26 protein-coding genes are annotated in these 24,122 nt (G+C 36.8%); 18 read left to right on the top strand and 8 right to left on the bottom strand.

The window, feature by feature from the left end; genetic code table 11:
* Positions 1–87: 87 nt before the first annotated feature.
* Positions 88–909 (bottom strand): pyridoxine/pyridoxal/pyridoxamine kinase, encoded by an 822-nt coding sequence (pdxK, locus tag MHH96_RS04240; RefSeq protein WP_047940803.1) that lies wholly within the window; start codon positions 907–909, stop codon positions 88–90.
* 288 nt (positions 910–1,197) lie between these two features.
* Here pdxK and MHH96_RS04235 point away from each other — a divergent pair, with 288 nt between their 5' ends.
* The 3 genes from MHH96_RS04235 to MHH96_RS04225 are packed head-to-tail and all read left to right on the top strand — an operon-like array spanning position 1,198 to position 2,929.
* Positions 1,198–1,659, top strand: coding sequence for a molybdenum cofactor biosynthesis protein MoaE (locus tag MHH96_RS04235; protein WP_047940802.1), 462 nt, complete (start codon positions 1,198–1,200; stop codon positions 1,657–1,659).
* On the top strand, positions 1,656–1,889 hold the full coding sequence (moaD, locus tag MHH96_RS04230) for a molybdopterin converting factor subunit 1 (RefSeq protein ID WP_047940801.1): 234 nt from the start codon (positions 1,656–1,658) through the stop codon (positions 1,887–1,889). The genes MHH96_RS04235 and moaD overlap by 4 nt, the downstream gene beginning before the upstream one ends.
* A gap of 17 nt (positions 1,890–1,906) precedes the next feature.
* On the top strand, positions 1,907–2,929 hold the full coding sequence (locus MHH96_RS04225) for a MoeB/ThiF family adenylyltransferase (RefSeq protein WP_047940800.1): 1,023 nt from the start codon (positions 1,907–1,909) through the stop codon (positions 2,927–2,929).
* A 34-nt stretch (positions 2,930–2,963) separates the two neighbouring features.
* Here MHH96_RS04225 and MHH96_RS04220 read toward each other — a convergent pair whose 3' ends face one another.
* On the bottom strand, positions 2,964–3,287 hold the full coding sequence (locus MHH96_RS04220; RefSeq protein WP_047940799.1) for a general stress protein: 324 nt from the start codon (positions 3,285–3,287) through the stop codon (positions 2,964–2,966).
* A 196-nt stretch (positions 3,288–3,483) separates the two neighbouring features.
* Here MHH96_RS04220 and MHH96_RS04215 point away from each other — a divergent pair, with 196 nt between their 5' ends.
* From MHH96_RS04215 to MHH96_RS04195, 5 genes are all read left to right on the top strand, one after another.
* On the top strand, positions 3,484–4,233 hold the full coding sequence (locus tag MHH96_RS04215; RefSeq protein WP_341116773.1) for a DUF4230 domain-containing protein: 750 nt from the start codon (positions 3,484–3,486) through the stop codon (positions 4,231–4,233).
* A gap of 13 nt (positions 4,234–4,246) precedes the next feature.
* A complete protein-coding gene (locus MHH96_RS04210; protein WP_047940797.1) occupies positions 4,247–4,915 on the top strand; it encodes a uracil-DNA glycosylase in 669 nt (222 codons plus the stop codon).
* A 107-nt stretch (positions 4,916–5,022) separates the two neighbouring features.
* Positions 5,023–5,202, top strand: coding sequence for a hypothetical protein (locus tag MHH96_RS04205; protein WP_031540148.1), 180 nt, complete (start codon positions 5,023–5,025; stop codon positions 5,200–5,202).
* Positions 5,199–5,489 carry a YwdI family protein gene (locus MHH96_RS04200; RefSeq protein ID WP_047940796.1) on the top strand — a complete coding sequence of 97 codons (291 nt, stop codon included), beginning with the start codon at positions 5,199–5,201 and terminating at the stop codon, positions 5,487–5,489. Before MHH96_RS04205 ends, MHH96_RS04200 begins: the two co-directional genes overlap by 4 nt.
* 107 nt (positions 5,490–5,596) lie before the next feature.
* Entirely contained in the window at positions 5,597–5,968 is a 372-nt protein-coding gene (locus MHH96_RS04195; protein ID WP_047940795.1) for a DUF423 domain-containing protein, read from the top strand.
* 151 nt (positions 5,969–6,119) lie between these two features.
* Here MHH96_RS04195 and gerQ read toward each other — a convergent pair whose 3' ends face one another.
* Together gerQ and hemQ are read right to left on the bottom strand one after the other, a co-directional pair.
* A complete protein-coding gene (gene gerQ, locus MHH96_RS04190; RefSeq protein ID WP_082138241.1) occupies positions 6,120–6,581 on the bottom strand; it encodes a spore coat protein GerQ in 462 nt (153 codons plus the stop codon).
* Between the two features lie 269 nt (positions 6,582–6,850).
* Positions 6,851–7,603 (bottom strand): hydrogen peroxide-dependent heme synthase, encoded by a 753-nt coding sequence (gene hemQ / locus MHH96_RS04185; RefSeq protein ID WP_047940794.1) that lies wholly within the window; start codon positions 7,601–7,603, stop codon positions 6,851–6,853.
* Positions 7,604–7,951: 348 nt separating this feature from the next.
* Here hemQ and pta point away from each other — a divergent pair, with 348 nt between their 5' ends.
* Together pta and MHH96_RS04175 are read left to right on the top strand one after the other, a co-directional pair.
* The gene (gene pta, locus MHH96_RS04180) at positions 7,952–8,929 is read left to right on the top strand and encodes a phosphate acetyltransferase (protein ID WP_047940793.1); all 978 of its coding nucleotides are present in this window, start codon (positions 7,952–7,954) and stop codon (positions 8,927–8,929) included.
* 348 nt (positions 8,930–9,277) lie between these two features.
* Positions 9,278–10,123, top strand: coding sequence for a lipoate--protein ligase family protein (locus MHH96_RS04175; protein ID WP_047940792.1), 846 nt, complete (start codon positions 9,278–9,280; stop codon positions 10,121–10,123).
* Positions 10,124–10,595: 472 nt separating this feature from the next.
* Here MHH96_RS04175 and MHH96_RS04170 read toward each other — a convergent pair whose 3' ends face one another.
* Complete coding sequence (locus MHH96_RS04170) at positions 10,596–11,417, bottom strand: RsfA family transcriptional regulator (RefSeq protein ID WP_047940791.1); 822 nt, start codon at positions 11,415–11,417, stop codon at positions 10,596–10,598.
* A 205-nt stretch (positions 11,418–11,622) separates the two neighbouring features.
* On the bottom strand, positions 11,623–12,957 hold the full coding sequence (locus MHH96_RS04165) for an MFS transporter (protein WP_341116769.1): 1,335 nt from the start codon (positions 12,955–12,957) through the stop codon (positions 11,623–11,625).
* 278 nt (positions 12,958–13,235) lie between these two features.
* Here MHH96_RS04165 and MHH96_RS04160 point away from each other — a divergent pair, with 278 nt between their 5' ends.
* The 3 genes from MHH96_RS04160 to MHH96_RS04150 all read left to right on the top strand — a co-directional run bounded on the left by MHH96_RS04160 (position 13,236) and on the right by MHH96_RS04150 (position 15,540).
* The gene (locus MHH96_RS04160; RefSeq protein WP_047940789.1) at positions 13,236–13,460 is read left to right on the top strand and encodes a DUF1450 domain-containing protein; all 225 of its coding nucleotides are present in this window, start codon (positions 13,236–13,238) and stop codon (positions 13,458–13,460) included.
* A gap of 230 nt (positions 13,461–13,690) precedes the next feature.
* A complete protein-coding gene (locus MHH96_RS04155) occupies positions 13,691–14,992 on the top strand; it encodes an HD domain-containing protein (RefSeq protein WP_047940788.1) in 1,302 nt (433 codons plus the stop codon).
* Between the two features lie 41 nt (positions 14,993–15,033).
* Complete coding sequence (locus MHH96_RS04150; protein WP_047940787.1) at positions 15,034–15,540, top strand: YwgA family protein; 507 nt, start codon at positions 15,034–15,036, stop codon at positions 15,538–15,540.
* Positions 15,541–15,598: 58 nt separating this feature from the next.
* Here MHH96_RS04150 and MHH96_RS04145 read toward each other — a convergent pair whose 3' ends face one another.
* Positions 15,599–15,784 carry a 2-hydroxymuconate tautomerase gene (locus tag MHH96_RS04145; protein ID WP_031540077.1) on the bottom strand — a complete coding sequence of 62 codons (186 nt, stop codon included), beginning with the start codon at positions 15,782–15,784 and terminating at the stop codon, positions 15,599–15,601.
* A gap of 221 nt (positions 15,785–16,005) precedes the next feature.
* On the opposite strand from MHH96_RS04145, the gene MHH96_RS04140 reads away from it, so the two are divergent.
* The 3 genes from MHH96_RS04140 (at position 16,006) to MHH96_RS04130 (ending at position 19,622) form a co-directional block, all read left to right on the top strand.
* A complete protein-coding gene (locus MHH96_RS04140) occupies positions 16,006–16,644 on the top strand; it encodes a site-2 protease family protein (protein ID WP_047940786.1) in 639 nt (212 codons plus the stop codon).
* Positions 16,645–16,748: 104 nt separating this feature from the next.
* A complete protein-coding gene (locus MHH96_RS04135) occupies positions 16,749–17,261 on the top strand; it encodes a YwhD family protein (protein WP_047940785.1) in 513 nt (170 codons plus the stop codon).
* Positions 17,262–17,693: 432 nt separating this feature from the next.
* Positions 17,694–19,622, top strand: coding sequence for an endonuclease MutS2 (locus MHH96_RS04130; protein WP_047940784.1), 1,929 nt, complete (start codon positions 17,694–17,696; stop codon positions 19,620–19,622).
* Between the two features lie 139 nt (positions 19,623–19,761).
* On the opposite strand, the gene MHH96_RS04125 is transcribed toward MHH96_RS04130, so the two are convergent.
* Positions 19,762–21,825, bottom strand: a complete 2,064-nt coding sequence (locus tag MHH96_RS04125) for a transglycosylase domain-containing protein (protein ID WP_047940783.1) — start codon at positions 21,823–21,825, stop codon at positions 19,762–19,764.
* A gap of 287 nt (positions 21,826–22,112) precedes the next feature.
* On the opposite strand from MHH96_RS04125, the gene speE reads away from it, so the two are divergent.
* Together speE and speB are read left to right on the top strand one after the other, a co-directional pair.
* Complete coding sequence (gene speE / locus MHH96_RS04120; protein WP_047940782.1) at positions 22,113–22,964, top strand: spermidine synthase; 852 nt, start codon at positions 22,113–22,115, stop codon at positions 22,962–22,964.
* A gap of 35 nt (positions 22,965–22,999) precedes the next feature.
* Complete coding sequence (gene speB, locus MHH96_RS04115; protein WP_047940781.1) at positions 23,000–23,872, top strand: agmatinase; 873 nt, start codon at positions 23,000–23,002, stop codon at positions 23,870–23,872.
* The last annotated feature ends 250 nt before the right edge of the window (positions 23,873–24,122 follow it).

Genomic DNA, 24,122 nt, shown 5'->3' with positions numbered 1-24,122 from the left:
TAGTTTATTTAAATAATAAAAAATGGTAAGGGCATACTCTCCTTTTATAATGGCATGGTAAAAGGAGAATATATTGAACTGCTGTTTTTATTTCGCACTAAGCTTTTCTTTTTCGTTACGATATGCTCCATGCATAGTTGGTCCTACATACTCGTTTAATTTAAATCCATTGCTGATAGCTGCTGTAATAAAATCTTTTGCTGTTTGAACAGCTTCTTCTACGGTAGCACCTTTAGCTAGTTCAGCTGTAATAGCAGCAGAGTTTGTGCAGCCTGCCCCATGAGTATACGTTGTATCTATTAGTTCGCTCTCAAAGATAGTAAATTCTTTTCCATCGTATAGAAGATCAATTGCTTTTTCATGTCCTAACTTACTGCCGCCTTTGATGAGAACATATTTAGGTCCAAGTTCGTGAATTTTTGCGGCCGCTTCTTTTAAATCTTCTACTGTTTTAATTGGTTTATCAGTTTGGGCAAGCTGCCAAGCTTCAAAAAGGTTTGGTGTTACCACAGTTGCTCTTGGAACAAGCAATTCACGTAGGGCATCAGCTGTTTCTGGATGAAGAACTTCATCTTCGCCCTTACAAATCATGACAGGATCAATCACAACATTTTTGATATTATTTTCATCAATTAGCTTTGCCGCTGCTTCAATGATTTCGACAGATCCAAGCATTCCTGTTTTCATAGCATCAATTCCCACAGATAACACGGTTTCTAATTGCGCGTTAACTGTATTAATATCCTGGGGAAATACGTTATGGTGCCAATGATTTTTAGGGTCCATTGTTACAATCGTTGTTAAAGCAGTCATACCATAAACACCTAATTCTTGGAATGTCTTTAAATCTGCTTGAATACCTGCACCGCCGCTTGTGTCAGAGCCTGCTAAAGTTAATACTTTCTTCATTTGTTATGCCTCCTATGTAATGGCTATTATTTCAGCGAAAAGTAATTTTGTTTGATTGAATAATTGTAGACCATTTTAATTAATCATACAACTTTTCCGCACCCTTTGCTTAGTCTGCTTTACAAGATGATTTTGCATACCAACGATAAAAAATATGGAAAAGAGCGAAGAGTAGTAAGAGAATTCTGTCTTTGTTTATGGTAACCTTTAAATATAATCTTTACGTTTGAAAGAAAAATGAAAATCGATATGGAAAAAAGATGAGAGTAGATCGAGAAAGGAATTTATATGAAATTTGAAATAACGGACCGTCCAATTAATTTGCAAGAAGTTATTGATAAGGTTGTAAGAAGAAACGCGGGTGCGATTACTACTTTTATTGGTACGGTAAGGGAAATGACTGCCGGAAAAAAAACATTGTTTTTAACATATGAGGCATATGTGCCAATGGCTGCGAAAAAACTTGCGCAAATAGGGGAAGAGGTAAAGGAGAAGTGGGGAGACATTGATATTGCGATTACCCATCGAATCGGCAAGCTGGAAATCAGTGATGTAGCAGTAGTGATAGCAGTTTCGACTCCACATCGAAAGGATGCCTATACGGCAAATCAATATGCGATAGAAAGAATAAAAGAAATCGTGCCAATTTGGAAGAGGGAACATTGGGAATCTGGTGAAGAGTGGATTGGGAACCAGAAAGGTACGAAAAGGTATGAAGATGGCAGACCAAGTGAGGAGGAATTAAATTGATCCAATTACTATTCTTTGCTGGAGTAAAAGAAACGATAGGAAAAGAGGCAATGGAATTGGAATGGCAAGGGCAGACGATTGCACAGGTTAAGGAATATTTATTAAGTGCCTTCCCTTCGCTGTCTCTTCAAGGAGTAATGGTTGCGGTAAACGAGGAATTTGCAATGGATGAAGATACAGTGGAAGAAAACGATACAATTGCCTTTATTCCACCTGTTAGCGGGGGATGAGGAAGGAGTAGGTACAAATGGATCAAAGTAGATATTCACGCCAAGTTTTGTTTTCCCCCATTGGAGCAGAAGGGCAGAGAATAATTGGCAGGAAGCATGTGTTAATTATTGGTGCAGGTGCATTAGGGTCTTCTGTTGCAGAGATGTTATGCAGAAGCGGTATCGGAAGCTTAACCATTATAGATAGAGATTATGTCGAAAAAAGCAACCTTCAGCGGCAGCAGCTATATACAGAAAAGGATGCTGACGAGAAAATACCAAAAGCATTTGCGGCCGAAAATAGACTAAAGGAAATTAATCGAGGCTGCACAGTGAAAGGGATAATTGGTGAGGCAACCGCAGCGTTATTAGAACAGTTAGTTGAGAATATCGACTTAATAATAGATGCTGCGGATAATATGGAAATAAGAATGATAGTAAATGATATGGCTGTTAAGCATGGAATTCCCTGGATTTACGGGGCCTGTGTCGGGAGTTCCGGGATGAGCTACACGATAATACCAGGTGAGACACCCTGTCTTCATTGCTTATTGAAAACGATGCCCATGACTGGTTTAACTTGTGATACAGTAGGAATTATTGCACCAGCTGTACAGGTGGTCGTTTCTCATCAAGTAACAGAGGCGTTGAAGCTTTTAAGGGGAGATAAAGCTGCTTTGCGCGGATCCTTTTTAACGTTTGATTTATGGAATAATGAATATCACAATGTGAAAGTGAGCCGTGCAAAGAGAAGTGATTGTCCTACATGTGGAGAAAAACGGTCATATCCTTTTCTTGAAAGGGAGAATCAGACAAAGGTAGCTGTTTTATGTGGAAGAGAAACGGTTCAAATTCGTCCATCTAGTCCAAAAAATATTCCTTTTCAACGATTAACAGAAAGCTTGCAAAAGAAAGGATATAAAGTGCGACAAAATCCGTTTCTCCTATCTGTTCAGCTAGAAAGAAACAGAGTAGTCTTTTTTAAAGATGGAAGAGCATTAATCCATGAAACAAATGATGTTGTCTATGCAAAGAAGCTATATGACCAATTATTAGGATAAAAAAATCCCGCATAAAAGAAGGCGGGATTTCTCTTTATTCTTGTGACCCAACAATTACTAATTTACCTGTATCTAATACTTCCTCGTATTTAGCTGCTTCTGCATCTGTTAAGCCTACTGATTGTAATTTAGAACGTAATTCGTCGCCTCTTTTTCGGAAAACGTTGCTGATAGAATCAAGTAAACCTTGCTCCTTCATTGATACATTTCCAGTTTCCGTTGCATTTGTTAAATCCTCAGAACGGTCTTTATCGTGAGCAAAAATGTAAATATTCTCTTTTTTGTAGCCTTGGTTTTCTAATGCATTAATAATATTGGTTGCTTGTACACCGTTTTCTACTACTTCTACTTTATACATAATGATAGCCTCCTATAATAGTGGAATTTATCTATGTTTTTTATATAGCCTCTTAAAATGGTAATCAAACAATTTTTTAGTTGGTAATTTTTTCATCGCCTGCCATTTGGGAAATACTACATAGACAAATATCCCCACAATCGACAAATTTCCCTATATAATAGAAGGAGACAATAATAGGATCAGGAGGAGTTAAATGGTAAGTAAAAAAGAAAAAGAACGAATCAGCCGGGAGTTAGATGCGGGGAAAAGGGAACAGGCAAGTACAGCATTTGAGTTAAATAGCAGAAGGGGAATTCGCTTTCCTTCTTTTGGTTTATATAGACTAATGAATCGGTTAAATAAAAAAATCATGCTTTTTTTTAGTGTGTTAATCGTGATTTTGATAGTCGGAATAGTAGGGTTATGGAAAGTTGCCTTTCCGCAAGAGTCCGTTCTAAAAACAACGGCTTATTTAGAACAGATGAAAGATTTATCCACTTTAGCCACCTCTCAAGGTTTTATAAAAACAATTCTAGAAAAAGAGGATAATGAAATTTTTGGTAAGGAAATTGAGACGGATTTTCCTGGCACAAAAAGAAAAATATTGTTAGTTGTACCAGGGACACTAACAGCTGGAGTAGACTTATCGATAGTTACGGACGAACAATTACAAGTAGATGAGGATGAGAAAAGCATCCATATTGAGTTACCAAAGGCAGATTTTCTTCAGGATCCTTCCATTGATTTTGAAAAAGTAGAAACATATTCTGTTTCAGGCATTTTTAGAGGAGATGTAAAGTGGGAAGAAGCTTATAGTTTAATGGATGAAGCGAAGGAAACGATGAAGAAAGAGGCTGTAAATCAGGGGATTTTAGTGAAAGCAGAGGAAAATGCTCAAAAAACATTGAAGGAATTCTATGGAAGATTAGGCTATACACTTGAAGTAAGCTTTGCCGAAGAATAAAGGAGGAGATAGTATGGCTGCATCATGGGAGCAATTATTGGAACAGGAGCGTCAGAAGGAGTATTTTAGCCAATTGGAAGCCTTCTTAGAAACAGAATACAGAGAATCTACTATTTATCCTAAAAGAGAAGATATTTTTAATAGTTTAACATATACTCCTTATGATAGAGTAAAGGTTGTTATTTTGGGACAGGACCCTTATCATGGTCCGAATCAAGCTCATGGCTTAAGCTTTTCCGTTATGCCAGGAGTAAAAGTTCCACCATCCTTAAAAAACATTTATAAAGAGCTTCATGCTGATCTTGGCTGTCCTATTCCGAACCATGGCTATTTAAAAAACTGGGCAGACCAAGGGGTGCTTCTATTAAATACAGTTTTAACAGTGAGAGCTGGACAAGCGAATTCTCATCGTGGGAAAGGATGGGAAGTATTTACAGACAAAGTAATAAAGATGTTGAATGACAGAGAAGAACCAGTTATTTTTGTGCTATGGGGAAATCCAGCCCAAAAAAAACTTGCTTTTATTGATCAAGACAAGCATGGCACCATTTTATCGACACATCCAAGTCCACTTTCCGCTCACCGCGGCTTTCTAGGAAGCAGACCATTTTCTACTATAAATAGGATGCTTGAAAATAATGGGCAGTCCCCGATCAATTGGTGTATAGATGATTTTTTGTGAAAAGAAGAATATAATAAAGGAAATACGTAGGAGGGGTCATTTCTATTAGATAATAGAAGTATCTACTCATTATGTATTTCCTTCTAATGGATTAGAAAGGGTAGGGAATGGAAAAGAATAAGGTTAATTGTTATAAATGCAAATTCTACTATGTTACATGGGATAGTCAGTTTCCTAAAGGGTGTAAGGCATTCCAATTTAAAGGCAGAACGATGCCATCTGTTGAAGTAAAAAGAGCTTCTGGACAAGAATGCCTGCGATTCCAGGCAAAAGGAGGGATGAAGTGAATATATCAATCCAGCAATTATTAGCTAAAATAGAGGATCAGCTGACAGAAGCAAAAACAAGCAATTCTGACGCGAGAATAAGAGAAAGAGTTTATGCAATTAAATCCTTATGTGAATTGGTTTTAGAACAGGAAAGAAAAGAAGGCGTTACTTATCAGCAGCCTGTTCAGCAACCATCCTTCCAAGCTGTTCAAGCACCAATAAGCATTCCACAACAACCCATACAGACACAAACAAATAAAATTAAAATGGACGAAGGAAATGGTGATTCCTTATTTGATTTTTAAGTACATTTGTTTTACGCACATGAATAGCAACTAAGGAAAAGGATTAAGGAATATCATAACTTTTTACATAGATTAGTTAGCAAAAAGCCTTAAAAAAGGAGATAAAAATGAAAGTTTTCATTATTATTGGAGCAATTAATGCATTGCTATCCGTTGCTTTAGGAGCATTTGGCGCACATGGCTTAGAAGGGAAAATTACAAATAAATACCTTGAAATATGGAAAACAGGTGTTACCTATCAAATGTTTCATAGTACTGGTTTAATTCTAATCGGTTTACTCTTAGGTAAGTTTCCAGAAAGCAGTTTGTTAAACTGGGCAGGCTGGCTGATGCTAATTGGGATTATCCTATTCGCAGGAAGCCTATACATATTGGCTGTTACCCAAATAAAAGTATTAGGAGCTATTACACCACTTGGCGGAGTAGCGTTTATAGCAGCATGGCTCTTAGTGATTATTGCTGCGTGGAAATGGATGTAATAAGAGTATATTAAAAAAGGATAGGGTGAGCAGATTATAAAATGTTCAACCTATTCTTTTTTGTTTTCATAAAAAGAGAAACATTATCAATCTTAATAAAGAACAAAAAAAGTACACCACTAAATGAGTGATGCACGGGAAGGCTTTTTGGTTATCTAGGCGGGGATGTTGCTAACCCTGGCATGCCAGCGGCAAAAGGATATTCATACTCTATTTCTTCATCAAATGTAACATAATCGATATAGAGCATTAGAATTAAATAGCGAGTTCCAGATTGTGGGTCACTTAAGATAACATGATCTCGCCCTGCTGCTTCAATAATTCCCTTAAAGATTTTGGCGTTCCATTCTCTGTTGTTTTCGAATGTTGCATAGACAGTAGCAATTTTCCCTTTGTTAAGGCGTAAAATATTCTCGATATAAGATGCTTCTATTGGCAATTGTCCTGGTAATGTAGTAGGTGTTGCAGGTGGCGTAGGTGCAGGTGTGGGCATTCCTTGTTGTATTGGTACTTGTTGTTGAAACCCTTGCTGATTTCCATAGGTAGGAATTTGCCCAGGAAAACTCCTATATCCTTGTGGATAACCATAGTTCCCATAATTTGACTGACTCATTTTCATCCCTCCATTATCTTCTATCCAATCTTCACTACATACTTCCACCATTCGAAGTTGACCACAATTTTAGAAATAAGAAGTAGACGGTGAATGTTGTTTCATTCATAGGTCATCGCTCACTATTTCATCCTATGAGAAAAAGGAATAAGTTATGACAAGGAGAGTTGAATTTATATTTAAATTAATGAGAAAAATTAATAAAAAAATGGAGAAGTTCCCAATCATCTATCATCTAGATTCATTAGAAAATTTTCTCCATCTTTATGTTAGTTTACATGTAAATATTCGGTGATTGCTTCTTGTTTTAGAAGGGTTCCTACAAAGAAAGAACCAAATTCGCCATAACGAGCGCTTACTTCATCAAAACGCATTTCATATACTAACTTTTTGAATTGAAGAACATCATCAGAGAATAAGGTTACTCCCCATTCATAGTCATCGAAACCAACAGATCCTGTTATAATTTGTTTTACTTTCCCTGCATATTGGCGGCCAATCATGCCATGGCTGTGCATTAGGCTTCTACGATCTTCCATAGGAAGCATATACCAGTTATCTTCTCCTTGACGACGTTTATCCATCGGATAGAAGCACACATAGCTGGATTCCGGCAGGATCGGGTATAGTCTAGATTTTACATATGGATTTTCATAAGGATCTTTATCGGAATCGGAAGGCAGGTAATTACTTAATTCTACAACAGAAACATAGGAATGAGCTGGGATCGTAAACTCAGCTAATTTAGTTTTATTAAACTCTGTTTCTAATTTCTGTAATTCTTCCATAGTTGGACGGAGAATCATCATCATGAAGTCTGCTTTTTGCCCAACAATTGTATATAACGCATGGCTGCCGCTATTATTTTCTTGAACAGTATTCCATTTTTCCAATAGACCTAGGAATTCAGTGATGGCTTCTTGTCTTTCCTCGCTAGGTAACATTTTCCATGTAGTCCAATCTACTGTTCGGAAATCATGAAGGCAATACCAGCCATCTAATGTTTTTGCTGCTTCACTCATTTATATGTTCACTCCTTATTAATAACGTTAATACGATTTTAACTATATCATAGTTTCTCCAGATTTTAGTGGAATAACCCTTAGGATAATTGTGAACTTATTGTGACTTCCGGAAAAAGGAAGTTTCAGTTTGGGCAAAAGAGTATAAGGAAGATAAATATAGGGAAATATCAGATTGTATAAATAGAACTATAACTAATGTTTTTTGTCTTCATCTTCTTTTGATTGGTAGATGAGTGAATCTTGCTTTATATGGGATGAAAATAGAAGAAAGTAAGGAAAATTTCTTGAAATTTTATGATGGTAGAGTATCCTATTAAGTGTACATAAAAAGGAGGAAGAAAATTAATGAGTGATTTATTTACAGGTTTAAAGGAAAAAGTAACGGGCCAAAACGTAAAAATCGTTTTCCCAGAAGCTTTAGATGAGCGAATTTTAAAAGCTGCTGGTCGTTTAGCGGAAGATAAAGTGTTAATTCCTGTTTTAATTGGTGACATAGAAGAAATTCAAGCAAAAGCAGACAATCTTGGTGTTTCATTAGAAAATGCAGAAATTTATGATCCAAAGAAGTATGCTCAATTTGATGCACTAGTTGCTTCTTTTGTGGAAAGACGTAAAGGAAAAGTAACGGAAGAAGATGCTCGTAAAATTCTTTTAGATGAAAACTATTTTGGAACAATGCTTGTATATGCTAACGAAGCAAATGGTCTAGTAAGTGGTGCGATTCACTCAACAGCAGATACTGTTCGTCCAGCTTTACAAATCATTAAAACAAAACAAGGTGTGAAAAAGACATCTGGTGTATTTATCATGGTTCGTGAAGAGGAGAAATATGTATTTGCAGACTGTGCAATCAATATTACTCCAGACAGCCAAGATCTTGCAGAAATCGCTGTGGAAAGTGCGAAAACAGCAAGAATGTTTGACATTGATCCACGTGTTGCAATGTTAAGCTTCTCTACAAAAGGCTCTGCAAAATCACCAGAAACGGAAAAAGTAGAAGGTGCATTAGCAGAAGCTAAATTAAGAGATCCGTTATTAGTAATCGACGGTGAATTCCAATTTGATGCTGCATTTGTTCCATCTGTAGCAAAACAAAAAGCTCCAGATTCTCCTATTCAAGGTGATGCAAACGTATTTGTATTCCCTAGCCTAGAAGCTGGTAACATTGGCTATAAAATTGCACAAAGACTAGGGAACTTTGAAGCAGTGGGACCAATCCTTCAAGGATTAAATGCTCCTGTAAACGATCTTTCTCGTGGATGTAACGAAGAAGATGTTTATAAATTAGCTTTAATTACAGCTGGTCAAAGCTTAACAAAATAAATTTAAAAGCAGGCGTCTCCTTAGAATGGGAGGCGTCTTTTTTGTTTATGTTATCTATCTTCATCTTACTCCCACATGTACAAGAAGCTTAATGAAAATTCTAAGTTATACAAAGTATGGATAGTCGCTGTCACTGATTAAGTGGTTTTTCTATTTAGGAGATTGGAGCGAATGAACAAAGCAGATTTAAGTTTATCCCTAAGTAAGGATACGAAAAATATATCAAAAAAGAGAAGATTGCTTTTGAAATAGCTCTAAATTCGCTATAATAAATCATTGTGATGAATAAAGAGGGCTAAATCTTTTTATAATAGAATAGATAGTTGGTAAAACAGAAGGAGCTAAGTGATGGTTGGTAGTACTAGTTTATTAAAACAAGAAAAATGGAGAATTATTGATCAGTCCACAACAGGTTTACATGTATCCGCGCTCACATCTTTTGGTATGGATGATACCTTATGTTCTTCCGTGGGAAGCGGGATGGCACCAGCCACGGCCAGAACATGGGTCCATGATCGGACAATTGTATTAGGAATTCAAGATACGAGATTACCACATTTGAAAGAGGCATTAACTTTTTTAAAGGAGCAGGGATACCACTATATTGTTCGTAATTCAGGTGGTCTAGCTGTTGTATTAGATAAGGATGTGTTAAATATATCGCTTATTCTCCCAGAGCAGGAGAAACGAATTGATATTAACAGTGGCTATGATACTATGTTCGAATTGATTAAATATATGTTCCGTGAATATGGAAAAACAATTAAAGCAAAAGAGATTGTTGGTTCGTATTGTCCGGGCAGCTATGACTTAAGTATTGATGGAAAAAAATTCGCTGGAATTTCCCAGAGACGCTTAAGAAGCGGAGTTGCTGTGCAAATTTATCTTTGCGTAAATGGAAGTGGACAGGATAGGGCAGGGATCATCAAACAATTTTATTCTTCTGGTCTACAAGGAGAGACGACAAAGTTTGAGTATCCTGAAATAAACCCTGAAGTAATGGCATCCTTAGCAGAATTGTTAGGAGTTTCTTTAACGGTTGATCAAGTTATGACCAAATTGTTACTCGCTTTAAAGGATCATGCAGAATTTTTATTTGCAGATCAATTACAAGGAGAAGAACTTTCGCTATTTGAATCTTATTATGATCGGGTCGTGGAAAGAAACGATAAAATCATGCAGCCATTTCGCTAAAACCAAAAAGAGGATAAGGAAGGGGACTTCAAGTAGAGAAAATCCCTTTTCTTATCCTCTATTTATAATCGAGAAATGTGCTGCCAACTATTAATACTCTCTCTTTTTAATAAATGTGGACCGCTGCAGTAGCTTTGGGTGATGGGCTAGCCTTTCCCTACGATAAGTCAACATCAGATCGCTATCGCTCACTGTGTTTCCTATATCTCAGGAAATGCTGCTCCACCCCACACGCCGCTAAACAGTCCCTTTCCGCTTTAACATAATCCAGCTCCAGCGCCTATCAGCTAGCAAACTTCAGTCTTCTCCCTACGATAAGTCAACATCGACTCACTAGCGTTCGCCGTGTATCCTTTATCTCAGTCGAAGCCCTTCGACGTATAGGATGTACTAGTGTCGACGTCGCCACAGGACGTGGCGATCTTAGTCGACCAGTTTGTACGCTGATAAGCAAGGCGCCTCCGCTTTTTAGTTACTCTGCGACTTTTTCGAGGTTTCCGTTTCGGTCCATTTTAAATTTGGTTGGGCGCTCGTCTTCTTCTAGTAGGACGAGTTTTCTGGCTCTGTTCATAATTTTCATCAGTGTCTCGTAATCTTCTTGCATGGTTTCTGAGTTGTTTTCGATTTGATGAAGCTTGTCTTCTAATTCCTTGTTTCGACTTTTAATGGAAGACATTTCTCTTTTTAATCTTTCATTCTCGCTTTTTAGGATTTCCAACTGGATGGTAGCATTTCGGAAATTTTGTAAGTAGGAAAGAACCATGTCGAAATTTAGTGTGCCAGCTTGGCTATGCTTTACAGATGAATAGGCAGGTGCTTGTTTCGCTTCATATGCTGGTAATGGCTGTGCGTCTTCTTCTGATTGATAGTTTGCAAGCTCTTCTTCTTGTGGACTAGTAACATTTGTTTCTAATGTTTCAGTTGTAATGAATGTTTCCATCGCATCCAAATCCATAGAACCGATTTCTAAATTAGTGGATACGGTAAGTGCTTCAAAATCATCCACTGTTGGCACTGGTGGTGAATATAATAGTTTTTTCTTGCCGCCTTGATCCTTTCCTAACATCCGTTGTCGTTGCTTTCGTTGTTTTTTTGCAAGCTGAAGTGCTTTTTCATATTGATGACGAACGACTGCGTTCCAGCGGAATCCACAGGCTGCCGAAGTTCTGTTTAGTTTATCCCCAACTTCTTCAAAGGCATTTAACTGTGTGCTCCCTTCTCGCACATGTCTTAAAACTGTTTCTGCTAATAATAGGTCATTTTCTTCTGACCATGCGTCTTGTCTAACTTTCATTGATAACTCAACTCCCAACTTAATCACGATAAATAAATATTTCTAGTCCCATCTTTTCCAGAAACTTGGATGTTTATACAAAAGAAATACAAGGATAGTAGATTTTTTTATAGAATAGAAAAAAGGGAAATTAGCGGATAAAGAGGATGAAAAAAACAGCCGGCGATAAACCGACTGTTTTTAAGATAGATAAGGTGGGAAATCTCTATACGTTTTTTTCGCTTAAAGTTCCTTCGTTTCGAATGAAGAATGCTGAAAGAAAAGCAAATATGCTAACAATAAATCCAAATAGGAAGAGATGGTGAATGCCATCCATAAAGGTTGAGCCACTATTTAGCAAAGATCCCATAATCGTTACGCCAATAGCTGTTCCCATGTTTCGGCAAAACATAAAGAAAGAGGTGGATATACCCTTTTCATGGTTTCCAACTAGTGCCTGGGCACCAATCACACCTACTGTACTTAGTAAGCCGAATGCAAGGCCTTGTACGACCATAAGAATAAATACGTACCAGAAGCCATTTGATTCATTTAATAATACTAATAATATTCCTGAAAGCAGCAATAGTGCATTTCCAATAATTAATAGAATGCGATAGCCATATTTTAATATCCATTTCCCTGCAGGAACAGACATGGCCATCCATCCAACCGATAGGCCAAGGAGAGAAACGCCACTCCATAATACAGAGAGCCCTGCCTGATTTTGTAGGAATAATGGAATATAGCTCGATGTTCCAAATAAGGCCAATGTTCCAACAAATCCATTAATAAACATCCAAGTGATCGTCTTATTTTTGAAAATGGATAACGGGACAATAGGAGATGCTTGTTTTTTCTCAAAGAAATAAAAGCTAATTAACAGAAGGACACCTACTATAGCATAAAGATAAAGGTAGTTTTCAAGCACTGTAACTAGTAATAAACAAGTTATTCCGATTCCAAATAGCATTGCTCCGATGTAATCCACCTGTGCCTTTTTCGCCTGATAGACTTCTTTATATGGAATTAAAGTTAGTAGTGCAATAATGCATACTGGTAAATTGATATAAAAAATCCATCTCCAACTCATAAATTCTACAAAGAGAGAACCAAGAGTAGGGGCTAATATGGCGGATAGAGCCCACATGCCAGTAAACAATGCTTGGATTTTCCCTCGCTTCTCAATAGAAAAAAGATCCCCGGCAATGATAGCAGGAAATGGCATCATGAATCCGGCTCCCATCCCTTGCAATGCTCTAAAAATAACTAATTGAGTCATAGTGGATGAGATTCCGCATAGCAGAGAACCAATTAAAAAGACAATAATTCCAAAAGCAAACAGCTTTTTCCGTCCGAATAGATCGGAAAGTCTTCCAGCAATTGGTGATAGAATTGTGCTTGCTATCATATAAGCAGCAAAAGACCAAGCGTACAATTCCGTACCGCCAAGTTCTTCCGCAATAATTGGCATAGTTGTATTCATAATAGTCGTATCAATAGAGGCAATAAGCATTGCAAGAACAATGCTGCACATTACTAATATTCTACTTTTGTTCATTGTAAAACCTCCCTATATTCAAGAGAAAATTATAACGCATATTGATTAATTAATATAGAGAGGCAAGCTAGTTTACAAAAAATATAATGATAGTAGTAAGGGAATGATACTGTAAGGCCAGTGGATTTTCTCCACAAATTCGTCACTATTTTACAATCTTTTGCATCTTGCATTGCTAGTGGAGAAGGGGTAAAATACCATATAGTAATAAGTGAGAATGTTGTCGAATGAATTTTCGATAACGTTATTGGAGAGCAAGTATAGAAAGGGTTGTCCAAATGGCAAACGAATTTCGTGTTTGCGACGATTGTCAGGCAGTGAATTTAAAAACGTTAATACCTCGTTTAAAGCAAATTGATCCAGATGCTAAAATTGATATAGGCTGTCAATCCTATTGTGGGCCTGGTCGTAAAAAAACATTTGCTTTTGTCAATAATCGTCCACTAGCCGCATTAACAGAAGAAGAGTTAATGGATAAAGTCAATGCGAAGCTGAAAAAGTAATGGAAAGCTGTCAATACTTTAATTTTTTGTGTAAAACAACAATGAAAAAGAACAGAGCCTTAGTAAAACAGAGGAGTTTCCACTGGATAGTTATTTTATGGAGAAAGCCATGATTTTTCCCTTTTAAAATGCCTACAACGGAACCCTCTTTTTCTATCTTTAGAATATGGAATAACTCTAATTACTAGAATGAATAAAAAATAGCCAATGAACGAAAGAGAGTGAGAAAGATGCCATATTCGACGGATAAGCTAAATGAAGAGAAAGTATTTAAAGATCCTGTCCATCGCTACATTCATGTTCGCGACAGAGTGATATGGGACTTGATTGGAACAAAAGAATTTCAGCGACTGAGAAGAATTAAACAGCTGGGCACGACCTATCTTACCTTTCATGGTGCAGAACATAGCAGGTTTAATCACTCTCTAGGAGTATATGAAATTGTTAGAAGAATCATTGATGATGTTTTTGAAGGCCGAGAAGAATGGAACAATGACCAAAGGTTGCTTTCTTTATGTGCCGCTCTCCTACATGATTTAGGTCATGGCCCTTTTTCTCATTCTTTTGAAAAAGTGTTTGATCTTGATCATGAAGAATTTACACGCAGAATTATCTTAGGAAAAACAGAAGTCAATAAGGTTTTGACAAAAGTAGAGAAGGACTTTCCTAAAAAGGTTGCAGAAATAATTGCTAAAACCTCCAAGGAAAAACTAGTAGTTAGTTTAATTTCCAGTCAGATAGATGCAGACCGAATGGATTATCTGCTAAGAGATGCATATTTTACAGGGGTTAGCTACGGGAATTTCGATATGGAACGAATTTTGCGTGTAATGCGCCCGCGTGAAGATCAGGCTGTTATTAAAAAAAGCGGAATGCACGCGGTGGAAGACTATATTATGAGCCGTTATCAAATGTACTGGCAGGTCTATTTCCATCCAGTGACAAGAAGTGCGGAAGTAATTCTTACGAAAATTCTACATAGAGCGAAATATTTACACGAGCAATTCTACTCTTTTAAATATCACCCTATTCATTTTTACTCAATTTTTGAAGACGAAACATCGTTAGAAGACTACTTAAAATTGGATGAGGCTATTATTCTCTATTATTTTCAGATGTGGCAAGAAGAAGATGATGCCGTTTTGAAGGATCTCTGCCGCAGGTTTATGAACCGAAATCTTTTTAAATACGTGGAGTTTGATCCAGCTAAAGAGTATAAAAAGCTTCAAGAATTATCTGGTTTATTCCATAAAGTAGGGTTGGATCCGGAGTATTATTTAGTTGTCGATTCTTCGTCAGATCTTCCCTATGATTTTTATCGACCTGGAGAAGAGGAAGAGCGATTACCGATTCATCTATTGATGAAAAACGGAGAAATTAGAGAGCTTTCCAGAGAATCAGAAATTGTTGATAGTATTTCTGGAAAAAGAAGAACCGATCACAAGTTATATTTTCCTAAGGATATTTTAAAGGATGACAGTTCCAAAGGGGAAATAAAAAAACAAATTCGTCAATTGTTGGATATTCAATAGATGTATGTCTTAGGATTAAATGGAGTAGGAGATGACCCAATTTGTTAAAAGATCATGCCAAAGTAATGAAAGCAATTGCTGCTTCGGGCGAAATTATTGGAAGAAAAAAGCTGCAAAAAATGATATATATCGCAAAAAAGCTCGATTTTCCATTTCATGAAAAATATCAGTTTCATTTTTTCGGTCCCTATTCAGAAGAATTAACCTTGCGAATAGAAGAATTATGCAATATGGGTTTTTTGAATGAAGTAAAAGAGAAAAAGGGAGGATATTTCCAATATCGATATACTTTAACCGATAATGGAAAGGAATTTTTGGATCTTAATGAGGTGGAAATGCCTGATTTGTCTCCTTGTCTAGAAGATATGAATGGCCAGAATTCTCGCTTCCTCGAGCTTGTGTCAACCGTTCTTTTCTTTGATAGCCTTCCAAAGGAAGAAGTGAAGGAAAAAGTATTCACATTAAAGGCCAAGCAAAAATATACGGAAGAAGAAATAGAGATTGCATATGCGTATATTGAAAGCCTAAGAGAGAAAAGAAATCATTAAAAAAAGGTCCTGCCATGCAACGATTTGAATTGCTGGACGGGACCTTTTTGAACTCTTTTTACTGATCGCTTAGGCGTTTGCCTGCAACAGCATAATGGTTTGTAGGCATTTCTTCAATAAAGACCACTACTTTTTCCTTTGATGCGCCTGTTGTCTCCACAACTGCTTCTGTTACTTTCTCTACTAAATTTCTCTTTTGATCCTCAGTTCTACCTTCTAACATTTTTACAGTTACATATGGCATTTGTTCAAATCCTCCTTAGTTTTGATTGTAGTTTTTCATATTTCTTGGAAAAGTGCAAGTTTCTAATCAGCGTATATGCATTTAAATAGAGTCTTATGAAGAGGTAACAAAAGAAAATTTTCCTTTCCAATTTAATATCATGTATAATTTTAAAAGGAAACATTACTAGATAGAGAATATTCATTTTCCATAGAAACTGTGTATAGAGGGGAGCTAATCATTTGTTATTTTCGCAAAATTTGGCGGATTTGCCTTATATTATTATTTCCATTGTAGTAGGTTTTACCTTCCATGAATTCGCACATGCATTTGTAGCCTATAAATTTGGAGATCCCACGGCGCAAAAGCAAGGAAGATTAACGCTAAATCCAATCGCTCATATTGATCTCATAGGGGCAATTTTTATCTTAATCGCAGGATTCGGATGGGCGAAGCCAGTACCGGTTAATCGTCATTATTTTAAACGACCAAAATTAGCTGGAGTATTAGTCACTTTAGCAGGTCCTGTCAGTAACTTAATACTAGCTTTTCTTGGCTTTATCATTATTGCAATATTAATAAAGTTACAAGTACCAGCGGGAAGTAATTTTGATTTATATCCGTTTTTTGAAATTTTTGTTTATATGAACTTATTACTTTTTGCTTTTAATTTGCTTCCTTTGCCCCCTTTAGATGGTTATCGAATTATTGAAGATCTCGTTTCCTCGCGGGTAAGAGCAGCGATGTCCAAGTATGAGGTTTATGGATCTATTTTATTTATTGTATTAATTGTTACAGGTTTATCAAGCTATACGATATTCCCTTGGATTGAAGTGATACGATACTTTTTTCTATCGCTGTTTAATCAATTGTTCTTTTGATTTTGCAGAGGATAAAAGTCGGCTTTATATACACGACAAATAAAAAATCGTCAAGCTATACCAATCCGCGATCATTTATAATAAATCGCAAAAGGAGTATGAACATGGAAGAAAAAAAGAAGAAAACAATAGGCTTTAATATTATTAAAAATGACCCAACCGATGGGCATAAAGGCTTTGGAATTGGCAGTCTTAGTTTAGAAAATGTATCTCCTGTTATTATTGATGTAGAAGAGGGAGAAGCCATCGTTGATATCGGCGCCATGCATGCAAGAAGTGCAGTGGAACGTGGCATCAAATTTTTGAAAACAAAAGAAGAGGTTCCTAATGGTAAGCCTTACTGGTTAGTCTGGGTGACAATTGACCGTAAGCCTGAAGGTCCTTATTATGCTGGTGTAACAGCGTGTGAAATGACTGTGGATCGTTCTATTCGCAGGGGTTATAAGTCTCTTCCAGAGCATGTGAATAAGATGGATAAAAGTATGAAAAGACATATTATGGTCGATCATATGGATGAGAAGTCTAAAAAGGTGCTGGCAGATTTTTTGAAAAAACATGATCAGCGACTATGGGATAACTCTGTAGAACAGCTGAAACAAGACTTATCCCCTTCTTAACTATTGAGAAATGAAATTTTCTCTTTAGTAAATTAATTTTTTGAAAATGTTGACAAAAGAAAAGAAAAATCGATAAACTAAAAGGGAATAAAAAATAAAAAGCCCTTTTAAAGGAGATTGTTTTATGAGTGTGAGTGTTCTTAACTAACCGTTAATTATATACGGCCTTGAATTTTGTTAAAAAACTGGGGATATACCGGTTTATTTAGCATGGGTATTTCAAGGAAGGTTAAGAATAAGCCTCATAGCAAGCAATAGATGATAAAAAGCTATGGCATATTTGTCATAGTTTTTATTTCTTTATTGCAAAGGATCTCCTAATCCGGCACTTTAAAGCGGATAGGTCTACCCCAAAAAGCTAGTGTGAGCGTTTGTTCACGCTGGCTTTTTCTATTTTTAAGGGCTATTTGAAGAAAAATAGGAGGAATTAAAATGAATCAACAGGCATTTGAAGTATTAGGTTTTTATAAAATTTTAGAAGAGATAGAATCCTATGCCAAAACAAATTTAGCGAAAAAGACAATACGAAAACTGCGACCGCTGCAGGATAAAGGAAGAATGGAGCAGTCAATCAAGGAAATAGAAGAGGCTATGAAAATCATAGAAATATCTAGTAGTGTGCCGATTCATACACTTGATGAAATGTCTATTTATTTAAGCCAAGCAAAAAAAGGGATTTATATTCGAGCAGATCAATTTCCGTTTGTTATTTCCTTTTTGGAACATTGTACCAAGCTTAAACAATTTATGAAGGATAAGGAATATGCGGCACCAAATGTCTCGCTTTATGTTCAATCCATTCCTGATGTTAGAGAGCTTACAGAGGAAATAGCAAGATGTATTAGACATAGTAATGTGGATGATTATGCTTCTAGTGATTTAGCCTATTTAAGAAGACAGCTGTCCATCCTGACAGATCGAGTAAAAGAAAAAGCGAGTCAATTAGTGAAATCGAAAAAATATACGGGCTATCTTCAGGACAAAATTGTTTCAGAGCGTAACGGTCATTTGACCCTCTCTGTAAAAAGAGAATATCGAACGAAAATCCAAGGTAGTGTACTGGATACATCCGCATCTGGAGCGACGGTATTTATTGAGCCAATTGAACTTGCTGACATGCAAGCAGAAATCGAAACCATGAAGCTAGCAGAAGAATCTGAAGTAGAAAGAATTCTATATGAATTAACGGAGAAGCTCTTGGCTGAGGAAGAGGCCATTAATTTAGCAATAGAAACGATGCACTATTATGATGTTTTATTTGCGAAAGCAAAATATAGCCGAGTAATTGCTGCAAAGCCGCCTTTCTTATCAGAAGATTATACGATTTATTTAAAAGAGGCTCGTCATCCAATGCTTGGAGACAAAGCAGTTCCTTTAACTATTTCATTTGGAGAAGAGCATCGTGCCCTTGTTATTACAGGACCAAATACAGGTGGGAAAACAGTCACATTAAAAACAATTGGTTTATTAACAATGATGGCTCAATCTGGCTTATTAATTCCAGCGAAAGCAGGGAGTAAAATCGCCATTTTTCAACATATATTTGTGGATATAGGCGACGGACAAAGTATTGAACAAAATTTAAGTACATTTAGCTCCAGATTAGTAAATATAATTGATATCTTAAGAACAACCAATGACCGATCCCTTGTATTGCTTGATGAGCTAGGATCAGGGACCGATCCCGGAGAAGGTATGGCTCTTGCTATTGTCATTTTAGAACAACTTTATCAAAAAGGAGCAACCTTATTTGCGACCACTCACTATAGCGAGATGAAAGAATTTGCAGATCAAACAGAAGGTTTTTTAAATGGAACAATGGAATTTGATATCAATACATTGCGACCAACATATAAACTATTACTGGGACAAAGCGGAAGAAGCCAGGCATTTGAAATTGCAAGTAAATTAGGCTTGCACCCTAAGCTCATTGAAAAGGCGCACCAGATAACGTATAAAACATTTCGGAATTTCCATCATGAACAGAATTTAAAGGAGCTGGATTTTCAGCAGCAAATTGTAATCAATAAATACGCGCGAAAGGCAGTAGAGAAAAAAACGACTAAAACCCTTCCATCCCGGGAGCCTATTTTTGAGAGAGGAGATAATGTGATTCTTACAGAGACGGATGAAATGGGAATTGTTTATCAAGGTCCTGATGTACAAGGAAGATATATAGTGCAGGTTCGACAGGAAAAAAGAACCGTGAACCAAAAACGATTAAAGCTCTATATAAAAGGAACAGAGCTATATCCGCAAGATTATGATTTCGATATTATTTTTAAATCGAAAGAATATCGGAAAATAAACAAGCAGCAAAAAAGAAAGCATATAGAAGATGTATGGCTTGAGGAGGAATAGGTGATAGAACCGTTGTCTGAGTCCTTTGGGGAGAGGAAGTAAGGGGAAAGGGAGTAGAGGGGAGCTTTACCCTGTTGCACCTAAACAAAAAAGCATACTACACTCAAAAGAGCTGGTAGTATGCTTTATCAAGTTCCTTCTACCACGGTAAAATTCGTTTATACCATGGTACTTTTTCTTTTGCTTTGTCCTTATTTGCTGGTTTTTCCTTAGAGTCTTCTTTTGGTAAATCAGCACAAAATTCTGTTGGTACAGTATCTTTAGTAAAGTACATCATTCTTTTTGTATCACATGCAGCTGATGCGAGTTTGCCGCTCTTAGGATCGATATAAACGCCAACAGTACCTTTAGTTGGTGTAAATCCTTTGATCGGCTCTTTTTTTAAACTATGTTCCATAAACTGAACCCAAACTTTCTTTGCATATGTTTTATCGGCTGCTAACGTTATAGGCTCTCCCTGATCATAGCCTGTCCAAACAGCGGATACTAGCTGTGGAGTATAACCAATCATCCAACTGTCTGATTCAGTGGAGCCAGATTTTCCTGCATAAATTCTTGTGATGTCGTCTTTAATAGTACTTCCTGTTACAGAGGCATAGCCATTAAGAGTAGGGTCAAACATGCCTGTCATCATTTGATTCATCACAAACGTTAAATCCGTATCTAAAATCTTTTCTGGTTTTGTCTTATGTTCATAGAGAATCTGCCCATCATTTGTCTCAATTTTTGTAATGAAAACAGGAGATACCCTATTTCCTCCGTTGGCAAATATACTATAGGCATTTGCCATATCAATCACACGAACATTAGACGTTCCAAGAGCGAGAGATGGAACCTCTTGTAAATCGGTTGTAATGCCGAATTTCTTGCCTGTTTTTACCAATGTATCTTGCCCTAAAAAAAGATGGGTTTTAACCGCATAAACATTATCAGAGACAGCTAATGCCTGTGCCATGGTAATATTTCCATCGGCATATTGATTGTTAAAATTATGCGGGGTATATGGATCTCTCCCATCATCAAAGCGAAAGGTTGTTTGTTCGCTGCTCATCATCGTAGCCGGTGTAAATCCATGTTCAAGAGCTGCATAATACAATAAAGGCTTGATCGTCGAACCAGGTTGCCGAGTTGCTTGAATTGCTCTGTTAAATGGACTTTCTTCATAATCTTTTCCACCTACCATTGCCTTAACGTGGCCTGTAGCTGGATCCATGGCAACGAAGCCAATTTGTATATTACTATCCTTATTTATCGTCTGGTTAATCGTTTCCTCTGCTATTTTTTGCTGCTCTGTATTCAAGGTTGTATACACTCTTAATCCACCTAATTGAATCGTTTTATCATCTAAATGAAGCTGGTTTTTTAGAATGCTTTTTACAGTATCTTGAAAATAAGGAGCTGTTTCGACACTAGCATTTGGAAATTTTCCTACTAACGACAGTTTTTCCGTTAAAGCTAACTGCTTATCCTCTTCTGTTATATATCCATTTTCAATTAAGGAATTTAGGATGATGCCCTGTCTTTTTTTCGCATTCTCCATCGATGAAAAAGGAGAATATATACTAGGTCCCTTCGGAATACCAGCAAGCATGGTTGCCTCTCCTAATGTTAGTTCGGAGGCCTTTTTTCCAAAGTAGTATTGGCTTGCAGCCTCTGCTCCATATGCTCCATGACCATAATAAATGGTATTGATATAGCCTTCTAGAATTTCATCCTTTGTATAGAATATTTCTAATCGAAGTGTATAAAATGCCTCTGCAATTTTTCGCTTCCACGTCTTTTCATGCTCTAAAAATAAGTTTCGAGCATATTGCTGGGTTATTGTGCTCGCGCCTTGAACTTTTGCCATTGCTCTTATGTCGGCTAAAATAGCACCGCCAATTCGTTTATAGTCAAAGCCGTGATGAGAATAAAAGTTTTTATCTTCAATAGAAACAGTAGAGTCTACTAAATAGGGACTAACATCATCAATGGATACCCAATACCTTTTCTGTCCATTGCTGCTTTCGCCAATAATGCTGCCATCATCTGAATAGTAGATTGTTGACTGAGAAACAGCTAGCGGTGGAGGACCTAGTGTACGAGCATATACATATATACCGATAAAAATCATGCTTGCGGTTATCATGAAAAGAAGTCCTAATATAATCAATAGACGTAAATATTTCCCAGAGTTTTTAAGTTTATTTACAATGACTTCCAAAACATGACACCTCCTAAGTAGAACCTTCTTTGTTCTTTTATCGCATTAATGAAAGATAAATAGATAAAACTAGTATGTGGTAAAGATTGGCGTTTTAAACATTTTTATCATGGAATATAAAAAAAAATCTTTGCTTTTATACGAATATCCACTATACTTTTTTCGTGTTTGTTATTTGTTTGATTGGGAAGTATAAAAAGAAGATTGTACTCACAAGAAATGAAGAAACTAGGAATGTTTAGCATATAAGAAACTTTATACCAATCAAATGAATGGAGGATATGTCAATGGGAATTTGGTTTACAGAGAAGCAGACCGACGATTTTGGAATCACTATGAAAATCAAGCGTACATTACATACAGAACAAACACCGTTTCAAAAGTTAGATATGGTAGAAACAGAAGAATGGGGAAATATGCTATTATTGGACGATATGGTGATGACTTCTGTTAGAGATGAGTTTGTTTACCACGAAATGGTAGCACATATTCCACTGTTTACACATCCCAATCCTGAGTATGTTCTAGTTGTTGGCGGTGGGGACGGCGGGGTTATTCGAGAAGTTTTAAAGCATCCTAGTGTCAAAAAAGCGACGCTTGTTGATATTGATGGTAAAGTAATTGAATATAGTAAGAAGTTTCTACCAGAGATAGCAGGTAAGCTGGATGATCCAAGAGTAGATGTACAAGTAGGCGATGGGTTTATGCATATTGCCAAAAGCGAGAAGAAATACGATGTTATTATGGTTGATTCCACAGAACCAGTGGGTCCAGCTGTTAATCTGTTTACAAAGGGCTTTTATGCAGGAATAGCGAAAGCATTAAAGGACGATGGACTTTTTGTTGCTCAAAGTGACAATCCTTGGTTTAAAGGAGAGCTCATTCGTTCCGTGCAAAGAGATGTAAAGGAAATATTCCCGATAACCAGATTATATATCGCCAATATTCCGACGTATCCAAGTGGCATGTGGGCATTTACAATTGGATCTAAACAGTATGATCCATTAAATGTTCCAGAAAGTCGCTTCCATTCGATAGAGACAAAGTATTATACGAAAGAGTTACACAAAGCAGCCTTCATCTTACCAAAGTTTGTTCAAGATCTCTGTGACGGGGATAACAGCAAATCAAGGGAATGATTGGACTGTCTTTGAATAAAAAGGAGAGATGACTAATGCGTTTTGACGAATCGTATTCAGGAAATGTATTTATTAAAAGTTTTCCAAATTATGAAGAAAGCCAAGTAGTATTGTATGGTATGCCAATGGACTGGACCGTTAGCTTCCGTCCTGGCTCCCGTTTTGGCCCAGCAAGAATTCGAGAGGTTTCTGTTGGGTTAGAAGAATACAGCCCTTATTTGGATAGAGAGCTTGAGGAAGTAAAATATTTTGACGCAGGGGATATTCCTTTACCATTTGGAAATCCACAACGCAGCTTAGATATGATTGAAGAATTTGTGGACAAAGTATTAGGTGATAATAAATTTCCGCTTGGAATGGGAGGAGAGCATTTAGTATCGTGGGGCGTGTTCCAAGCAATGTATAAAAAATATCCGGATTTAGCTATCATACATATGGATGCCCATACAGATCTTCGTGATGAATATGAAGGAGAGCCATTGTCTCATTCCACGCCGATCAAAAAAGTAGCCAATTTAATTGGTCCCAAAAATGTATATTCATTTGGGATTCGTTCTGGAATGAAAGAAGAGTTCCAGTGGGCGAAAGAAGTAGGGATGCATATTTCTAAGTTTGAGGTGCTAGAGCCATTAAAAGAAATCTTGCCAACACTTGCAGGCAGACCTGTATATGTAACCATAGATATTGATGTCTTAGATCCAGCGCATGCCCCTGGAACAGGTACGGTGGATGCAGGAGGAATTACTTCAAAAGAATTATTAGCATCCATTCATGAAATAGCGCGCTCTAATGTTCAGGTAGTTGGAGCGGATTTAGTTGAAGTAGCGCCAATTTACGATCCATCTGAGCAAACAGCGAATACAGCAAGTAAATTAATCCGTGAAATGATTTTAGGGTTTGTAAAATAATATAATTTTAATAAGCTGGGACATAGTTTCCAGCTAGAAATAAAGTCAAACAATTGTACGAAAGATTTCATATGGTTGTTTGACTTTATTATTAGACATTTTAAATTCAACCATTAACTTTAGAAAATGACTAGGAAAATATTGTAGCTTTGTAATGTGGTTATTAAGAAACTGAAATAGTGTTCTGCTAGACTATATATGGAGCATTTGGCGTATGCTTGTCCATGAAAAGGAGGGCATCATATTACAT

Source organism: Niallia sp. FSL K6-0212, from assembly GCF_038007605.1.
Lineage (GTDB): Bacteria > Bacillota > Bacilli > Bacillales > Cytobacillaceae > Niallia > Niallia circulans.
The sequence above is the reverse complement of the archived record's forward strand: the minus strand, read 5'-3'. Positions and strand labels throughout refer to the sequence as shown.